Source organism: Vibrio sp. 1-Bac 57, from assembly GCF_037546855.1.
In the GTDB taxonomy this organism is placed as follows: Bacteria; Pseudomonadota; Gammaproteobacteria; order Enterobacterales; family Psychromonadaceae; genus Psychromonas.
The window spans coordinates 1-6,585 of sequence record NZ_JALAAC010000071.1; the positions used below are offsets into that span (position 1 = coordinate 1).

The window sequence follows — 6,585 nt, forward strand, 5'->3', positions numbered from 1 at the left end:
TTAGGTCGACATAAGCCATACAGGTTAATAATGCATCTTCATCCAATAAAGCTTGAGACTTAAAACGTCCTTCCCAGAAACGGCCTGAACATTCATCTTCTTTATTCGCTTTACGCGCAATGAATTCATTTAAACAGCGCATAAACCATGAAATATCAGCTAATCGTCCTCTCCAGCTATCAATAATAGATAATGCAGCTCTATTTTCGGCTTCTGAGGTGGTTTGCTCGGATTGCCAACGCTCAACTAATACAGGTTTTGAATAGAGCTGACACCAACGCTCACAAACTTCTTCATGCGTTAAGCTTTCATTATGTTGCTCATCTATGTGCAATACGAGGTGATAATGGTTGGACATGATAGCGTAAGCGCAGATATCAATATTAAAAAGAGAAGCGAGGTAATGCATTCGCTCAACAAACCACTGACGGCGATGTTCAAAGGATTTTTCGGTGTATTTATCTTCACCACACAAGTAAGCCCTGCGAACACAACGCGAAATACAATGATAATAAGGCGTATCTGATAGCGAGACTTGAGACTGCCGAGATTGAGTCATAATAAACTACCTCCTAAATTCAAAATAAGCATTTATAAAAGATAGTTTTAAAATTTAAATCAGTCGAAGTTTATGGCTGTCCAGCTTTAGTAACACAGCTTTAGTTACAGTGTCATAACAACTACTTCTTAGCATGTAAAAACCACATAGCTAAAAGATAGAAGATAGAAGATAGAAGATAGAAGAGTAATTATGACTCGTCAAAGTTGATGGGTGTCCACGATATCTGATGGGGATCTAGAGGGAGTGATACTTGTTATTAAAGAGTTGTATATTCAGACAATCGACAAAAAAAGCCTCGATTAATCGAGGCTAATATTATTTTTAGTTATTTACTTTCAATTTTCTTGTTAATCCAAAACCAACTAGCGCTATACCAAACAAAATCTGAGAAGCAGGTGCTGGAACTGAAGCAACTGCTAGTACATTAATATAAAACTGTTGAGGTGTACTATTAGTACGAAAATAGAAGCTATCACTGATTAATGTGCTGCTAGTATCCATAAATGCCCAACTACTTCCATTATTTAAACTGATATCAAGCATTGGTGAAAATACGTTGTGACTATCATTTTTAAAAACAGTTTGACTGAAGTCAATACTAACAAGTTGGTCAAATGTTATTTGTAAAACTTCATTTACTGTCACATTATCATCGCTGTTAGGGTTACATTGATTATTGCCTTTCAACCCTAAGCTACAAACACCTAAACCAGCACTTCCAGCATCTAAGTATGCCCATGATTTGAGGTTATCACCTGCGCTGTAAGCACCTGCATATGTATCTGAGTAAGTACCTGTCCCAGCAAATGACGCAGAGGCCGTAAGTGAAACACCACTTTTGCTCCAATCAAAAGAATTAAATGCTATTTCACCTGAATTCGCTAGAGGAAAAGCATTACCATTAGCTAAAGTACCAGAAATTTGTCCCATATTGGTATCTGTTAATTCTTGAAAGTCAAAGATTACAGATGCATTTGCTTGAGCTGTAGAAAATAGAGCGCAAGTAAATAATGTGCTAACAATTAAATTTTTCATAATTCATCCCTAATTATGAGGAAAGACATTTAATACTCATTCGTTGTTAGTTGTTAGTTAAACTTTCTAAATGAAGTATTAAGGTTAATTATAATAAAGCAAGTATTGCACCAATAAATAAACCTGTTCTAACTAGCTGTTTTACATGAGGTGAGATGAAAAGATGATTTAAGTTAGTTATAAAATGTAAACAAAACCGACGTTTTATAGTAAAAAGCTTTTTTATTAAAAAAATCTTTCAAAAAGATAAATAACAGTTTATCGATGTTTGGATTAGTTGAGGCTAGTACATGGATGAACGTATACAAGCGAACAGTTTAAAATTCAAAACACAGTCAATTATTTTAGCTGAAAACTTAATAAAAGAGCAGGGAACCTGCATGGAGCGATTTATGCGACAGCATAGTGTTATGAGCGGACTAAGCTCTGCGTGTCCTTTGCACGTCCGAAACGGTACGTTTAAAATGAAAGTGTCGAACAGATAAAAGCTTTACTGCCCTGGAATATTAAAAATGAGCAGTTAACCGCTTGGGATAAATTTAGCTAGGTGAGTTTGTAGATCGCTTACATAACAACTATCTCTTAGCATGTAAAAACCACATAACTAAAAGATAGAAGAATAATTATGACTCATCAAAATTGATGGGTCTCCGCATCTTTACATAACTAACAGATAGAAGAGTAATGATGACTCGTCAAAGTAGATGAGTGTCCACGATCTCATTCCGCTCATACGCCACGTCCTTATGCCGAGCTGAGCTAGAATAGCAAAGGGCACGCAGAGCTTAGCTCGCTCATAACACTATGCTATTGAGTAAACCACTCCTTGCATTAGCTTACTTGAAGGCAATCATTAATTCAGAAAACTCAACGGAAGATTTAACGTAGCCACATAGAGAATCAACTTTATCGTTAACTAATTGTTATTTATAAGGTCAATGTTTGGGAGTCCACGTTAACTATTAATGTCACGCCGTTTAATGCTTTCTAGCCTCTTGATAACGCCTCAACAGGATTTAACCTTGCCGCATTACGAGCAGGTAAGAAACCAAATAAGACGCCAATAGCAGTAGAGAAAGCAAAAGCAGCAATAATAGACGTTAATGAATAAACCATGGTTAAACTACTGCCCGCTGCAGAAAGAATAATACCAATTAAATACGCAAAACTAATGCCTAATGTGCCACCTAAAATACAAATCAAGACCGCTTCAATTAAGAATTGTTTTAAGATATCAGATTGTCTTGCACCAACGGCCATACGAATACCAATTTCTCTAGTACGCTCTGTGACTGAAACCAGCATAATATTCATCACGCCAATCCCGCCAACAACAAGAGAAATAAAAGCAATAGCAGAGATAAGCAAAGTCATCGTCGATGATGTTTTTTCAAGATTTTCTTTCACTGTATCGGTATTAATCGTAAAGAAGTCTTCAACACCATGGCGCATTTTTATTAAGTTAATAATCGCTTGTTCTGCCGCTGTACTTGATACCGTATCACTGACACGTACCGTAATATCATCAACGTTATTTTGACTATAAATACGTGCATTCACAGTGCTGTATGGTAACCAAACATTTAATGAATCACTATTACCAAAGGCCATTTCTCGGGGTGCCGTCACCCCTATAATCCGAACCGGTAAACGCCCTAGAAAAATAACTTTACCCAGCGCATCTCCACTAGGGAATAAGTCTTTGAGCGTATTATTGTCAATAACGGCGACTTGCTCTAAATCTGTCACACTATCTTCTTCAAATAACTGCCCTTGAGCTAATTCAAAGCCACCCACTCTAAAATAATCCGGGCCAACACCTTGTATTTCAGCGGTCACGGCTTCATTGCCATAACGCACTGCGACATTAACGCGTACCGTTGGGGTAACACTATCCACAAAAGAGAGACTACTCAATGCTGTTGCATCATCTGCGGTTAAGGTTTGTACTCGTCCCGCTCTCCTATCACCATAACCAGATCCTGGTTTTATCACTATGCTATTGGTCCCCATTGAGGCCATACTTTTTAACACAGATTCCTGAGAGCCATTACCGATAGCCACTACTGAAACAACAGAGGCAATACCAATAATAATGCCCAACATGGTTAAGAATGTTCTTAATCGATGACTTGCCATCGACCCAATTGCCATTTTTAAGGTTTCGCTAAAACTAAACCAAGCACTGATCTTTTTTTGTTTTTTAGGATCTAACCGATTACCTTCTGTTAGCTGTTTTTCTTCTGATATCGCAGAAGATTGGCTCGAAGGTTTATCGCTAATAATACTGCCATCAGCAATTTCGATGATACGATCAGCCGTTGCAGCAATTTTAGGATCATGGGTAACAAGGATGATCGTATGCCCCTGCTGATGTAACTCCCTTAACAAAGCCATCATTTCATGGCCACTTTGGCTATCCAACGCTCCAGTCGGTTCATCCGCTAAGATGATATTCCCGCCATTAATTAATGCACGCGCCACACTTACACGTTGTTGCTGACCACCACTCAACTGGCTTGGTTTATGATCTAATCGATCACCTAACCCCAATCTTTCTAACAGACTTTGCGCCCTTGCTTGACGAGAGGCTTTATTTTCCGCTGAATAAAGTGCTGGTATTTCTACATTCTTAAGCGCGGTTAAATCTTCTAACAAATGATAGCGTTGAAAAATAAAACCAAAATAATTACGACGTAATTGAGCTAATTGTTCAGGCCCCATAAGCGCAGTATCATCACCATTAACTTGATAGCTCCCTTCACTGGGTTTATCCAAACACCCTAATATATTCATGAGTGTTGATTTACCTGATCCAGATGCCCCAATAATGGCAACCATTTCCCCTCGGCGAATGGTTAAATCAATATTGTTAAGTACCGTTAACTGTTGGTCACCTGCAGGAAAATGACGGCTTAACTGATTAACTTTTAAGAGTATATCTTGCATTATGGACGTCTGCCTCCACCGGGTTGCTTATCATTTAATTGAAGTGCAGATCGGGTTCTCACCTCTTTGACACTTGATTGCCCAAGAATGACTTGATCACCTTCGTTTAAGCCACTTAATACCTGTGCTTGCACTTTATTATTGATGCCAATCTCAACCTTTCTTTTTTCTATTTTTCCATCCACTAAAATAGACACTCTATATTGATCATTTCTTTCTGATTTACTGGTCAGCACTTGTGAAGGAATTAATAATGCCTCTTCCGCAGAACCTAAAACAATAGAGACTTGTGCTGTCATGCCAACACGTAATAAATTCTGCTTATTTTCAACATCAAATAACGCGTTGTAATAAATTGCATCACTATCCCCAATAGCGAGTTTACTATCGTCACCCGTTAACAAGGTTGGGCCAGGCTCAATAGAGCGAAGTACCCCCTCAAACTTTTTATTAGGGGCGCCTAAAATAGAGAAGTACACTTTTTGGCCTGCTTTCACATTGATAATATCCGCTTCAGAAATTTGCGCTTTAACCGTCATTACATCTAACTGTGCAACTTCAATAATCGAAGGAGTTGATTGATTGGTGTTCACGGTTTGCCCTTCTTCAACAGAAACGTAAATAACCGTGCCATCAATCGGTGAAGAGATGGTTGTATAACCAAGATCTATCTCGGCATTGTTAACACTAATTAATGCTTTCTCTTTTTCTGCTAACAGTTGCTCTAACTCCGCTTTATAAACTAACAGCGCAGCTTCAGCAATATCATAATCAGCCTGTGAACTAAGCTTTTGCTTGAGCATTTTCGCTTGGCGTTCAAATGCTAAGTTTGACTCATGTATTTGAGCTTGTTTTGCACGATATTGCGCATTAATGTTATTAAGAGAAGCTTGCGCTTCTTGAAGTAGATTTTTTTGCGTCAGGTTATCAATTTGCGCAATCAAATCACCTTGTTTGATCGTATCCCCAAGATTAACTGCAATTTTTTGTAGCTGCCCCGATACCTGAGCCCCAACATTAACCATTTTATAGGGATATAAAACGCCGTTGCTTAATACAGTATTTTCAATATTTCCAGTCACCACAGGTTGAGTCGAAAAAGTGACCTCAGGCTCTGAGTTTTTAACATAAAAATAGATGGAGGCTCCTGCTACCAAGACGATAACAAGTACAATACTCAATGTTAGCTTTAAGTTTTTCATTATGATGTTTTACCTTTATTTTCAACTTATTGGATCATAACGAACAAATGTGTAGACAATTTGAAGAAAACAAAAATAAAAGAAATTTAATTTACTGAATGATAGGTAAATGAGTAAGGAGTTGATGAGTGGTTCTAACATGGCACATTAAGTTATCGAGAAAAGCAAAAGGCTGTTGATTTAAAGTCATCAAATCAAGGTTGCATAGAATTATTTACAGGGTCATCAAGCATTAACAGCCTCATACTTGCTTAATAATATTGTTTTAAAAAGTGGATAATATCTTGAGACTTATACAACCACTGAGCACTTTTACCCTTTTCAAAAATCAATAGACAAGGTACTTGGACTTTACCCCCCCCCGCTATTAACTCGTTTGCAAAATGGGCAATGCCCCATGTGATAAAGGGTTAGTTTCATGATACTTCCTTTCAAATAAGTGAGTGTTTAACATGACTTAAACAGGGATTAATTAGAATATAAATTCTTGTTAGAAATGATGACCAAAGAGCATATCGACTTAGTTTATTAACCAAATGAAATTGCTAAGTTCAATGCTTGAGTGTCCATAATTTACCTACACTGACGTCGATGCTCAAAAGACTTTTCTGCGTATTTATCCTGACCACACAAATAAGCGCGGCGAACACAATGGGAAATACAGTGATAGTAAGCTGTATCAGATAACGATACCTGAGATTGGCGAGACTGTGTCATAACAACTATCTCTTAGCATGTAAAAACCACATAACTAACAGATAGAAGAGTAATGATGACTCGTCAAAGTAGATGGGTGTCCACGATCTCTTCTAACATTTCGAAAAACTCCTAGTAAAC

Annotated in this window: 5 protein-coding genes; all 5 read right to left on the reverse strand. The window is 37.7% G+C overall.

Annotated features, from left to right (window positions below; genetic code table 11):
* A partial coding sequence (locus tag MT391_RS20360) for a transposase (RefSeq protein WP_499499885.1) occupies positions 1-559 on the reverse strand: 559 nt, incomplete at its 3' end.
* A 324-nt stretch (positions 560-883) separates the two neighbouring features.
* The gene (locus tag MT391_RS20365; RefSeq protein ID WP_499499887.1) at positions 884-1,597 is read right to left on the reverse strand and encodes a PEP-CTERM sorting domain-containing protein; all 714 of its coding nucleotides are present in this window, start codon (positions 1,595-1,597) and stop codon (positions 884-886) included.
* A gap of 987 nt (positions 1,598-2,584) precedes the next feature.
* The gene (locus MT391_RS20370) at positions 2,585-4,546 is read right to left on the reverse strand and encodes a MacB family efflux pump subunit (protein ID WP_499499889.1); all 1,962 of its coding nucleotides are present in this window, start codon (positions 4,544-4,546) and stop codon (positions 2,585-2,587) included.
* The gene (locus tag MT391_RS20375; RefSeq protein WP_499499891.1) at positions 4,546-5,748 is read right to left on the reverse strand and encodes an efflux RND transporter periplasmic adaptor subunit; all 1,203 of its coding nucleotides are present in this window, start codon (positions 5,746-5,748) and stop codon (positions 4,546-4,548) included. Before MT391_RS20375 ends, MT391_RS20370 begins: the two co-directional genes overlap by 1 nt.
* A 573-nt stretch (positions 5,749-6,321) precedes the next feature.
* Positions 6,322-6,465 carry a hypothetical protein gene (locus MT391_RS20380; protein WP_499499893.1) on the reverse strand — a complete coding sequence of 48 codons (144 nt, stop codon included), beginning with the start codon at positions 6,463-6,465 and terminating at the stop codon, positions 6,322-6,324.
* Between the last annotated feature and the right edge of the window lie 120 nt (positions 6,466-6,585).

Coding starts and splice junctions, on each gene's coding strand:
- MT391_RS20380 (WP_499499893.1), bottom strand. CDS start 6,465: ATGACACAGTCTCGCCAATCTCAGGTATCGTTATCTGATACAGCTTAC.
- MT391_RS20365 (WP_499499887.1), bottom strand. CDS start 1,597: ATGAAAAATTTAATTGTTAGCACATTATTTACTTGCGCTCTATTTTCT.
- MT391_RS20375 (WP_499499891.1), bottom strand. CDS start 5,748: ATGAAAAACTTAAAGCTAACATTGAGTATTGTACTTGTTATCGTCTTG.
- MT391_RS20370 (WP_499499889.1), bottom strand. CDS start 4,546: ATGCAAGATATACTCTTAAAAGTTAATCAGTTAAGCCGTCATTTTCCT.